General features: G+C 35.8%; 1 protein-coding gene. It reads left to right on the top strand.

What is annotated here, in order from left to right:
* Positions 1-11: 11 nt before the first annotated feature.
* Positions 12-593: an acetylglutamate kinase gene (locus M1K46_RS25565; RefSeq protein WP_256228237.1), complete on the top strand. Its 582-nt coding sequence runs from the start codon at positions 12-14 to the stop codon at positions 591-593.
* The last annotated feature ends 295 nt before the right edge of the window (positions 594-888 follow it).

Below are 888 nucleotides of genomic sequence, written 5' to 3'. Positions count from 1 at the left end.
GGGGTGAAACCATGAATCCTCGGTCCAACTCTTCTTGTATTAGTCAACAGGAAGTTAGTTTAAAAAGTTCCATGCGTTTAGTTTGGGAACAACACGTATACTGGACAAGATTGACGATCATAAGCCTGGCTTTTAATTTACCTGATGTAGACTTTGTTACCGCACGTCTTCTCCGGAACGCTACAGATATGGGAAATTTACTAAAGCCTTACTATGGAAATAGAATAGCCGCAAAGTTCAGCAACTTAATAAGGGAGCACCTGGTAATTGCTGTGGAACTTGTCAAAGCTGCAAAAGCAGGCGATCAAATAGCTGTAGCAGCTATAGAGAAAAGATGGTATGCAAACGGAAAAGAAATTGCCGAATTCCTAAGTACAATAAATCCTTTTATATCAAAAAAGAAATTCAAAGAAATGTTTTTTGAGCATCTGGCACTTACTACATCGGAAGCAGTATTTATACTCCAACAAGATTTTAAATCAAGTATTGCTGTGTTTGATAAAATTGAGGTGGAAGCTTTACAAATGGCGGACACAATAACGGTTGGAATTGTGAAACAATTCCCCAAAAAGTTCAAATATAAGAGTTGCTGATTGCACAATAAGATTATAAAGGGCACTAATTTCAGTGCCCTGGTTATTTAGTTTTTGTGATTTCAAATTGAACTAAACTCCCTCTATGTAGAAACGGATATCTCTCGATTCCTACACTATTCTCAAGATTTCATAAAGGATTGAAGATTGAAACGCATGGATGTTGCAATAAAAATTAAATAAAGGATAACTTTGGAGTTGAAGAGAAAAAACAATTCATAGTCAACCAAACCACCACTAACCAAAAAGTGGATATTAGTTAATTTATAATCGCACTAAGTGGATTTCCACATCT

This window comes from Fictibacillus sp. WQ 8-8, from assembly GCF_024494405.1.
Taxonomy (GTDB): domain Bacteria; phylum Bacillota; class Bacilli; order Bacillales; family Fictibacillaceae; genus Fictibacillus_C; species Fictibacillus_C marinisediminis.
Note: the sequence above shows the minus strand (reverse complement) of the source record. Positions and strands in the feature narration are given on the sequence as shown.